Here is a 574-nt window from a genome sequence, read left to right as displayed (position 1 = left end):
GCCACGCCATCGATCACCCCGCCGACGATGCCCTCCACGTCCTGGACCGTGCTGCCCGCGCGCGGCGGTGCAGCGGCACTCCCCAGATAGTCCGGAAGTTTTGCCGTTGCCGTTGCCGTTGCCGTTGCCGATGTCGATGTCGATGTCGATGCCGCAAGCGTAGGCGGCAGCAGGCGGCTGCCACTTCCCAGCACGCTATTCAACACCCTGCTGCGCCTGGCCTGGACCTGTCCGGACTATCTGGCCGAACTGGCCAACCGCCATGCCGACGACGCCTTCCTCGACGTCGTTCGCTCCCTGCACCGAGTCGTCCCGATCTATCTCACACCGACCCATCTCGGCTATCCGATGGGGGGGGGCGAATCGTTCATTCACCAGACCTGCCGGATCCTCGGCGAGTTCGGCGTGCAATGCGTCTGGCTCAGCTTCATCCATCCTCAAAGTGGCTGGTACAGCGAAAGTAGGACGATCCACACGCCATATTATGTTGACGAGCGGCGTGCGACCGGCGATTGCGAGGCGGACATCCGCGGCGCGATCGAACGCTATCGCCCTGACCTAGTGCATGCGCACG

At 64.1% G+C, this 574-nt stretch carries 2 protein-coding genes; one reads left to right on the top strand and one right to left on the bottom strand.

Going from position 1 to position 574, the window contains the following annotated elements:
* A partial coding sequence (locus tag PI246_RS18400; protein ID WP_320552779.1) for a hypothetical protein occupies positions 1–194 on the bottom strand: 194 nt, incomplete at its 3' end.
* Positions 195–348: 154 nt separating this feature from the next.
* Between PI246_RS18400 and PI246_RS18395 the strand changes: the two genes are divergently transcribed.
* The coding region (locus PI246_RS18395) for a glycosyltransferase family protein (RefSeq protein WP_320552778.1) at positions 349–574 on the top strand (226 nt) is incomplete at its 3' end.

Source organism: Luteibacter sahnii (assembly GCF_034063545.1).
Lineage (GTDB): Bacteria > Pseudomonadota > Gammaproteobacteria > Xanthomonadales > Rhodanobacteraceae > Luteibacter > Luteibacter sahnii.
The sequence above is the reverse complement of the archived record's forward strand: the minus strand, read 5'-3'. Positions and strand labels throughout refer to the sequence as shown.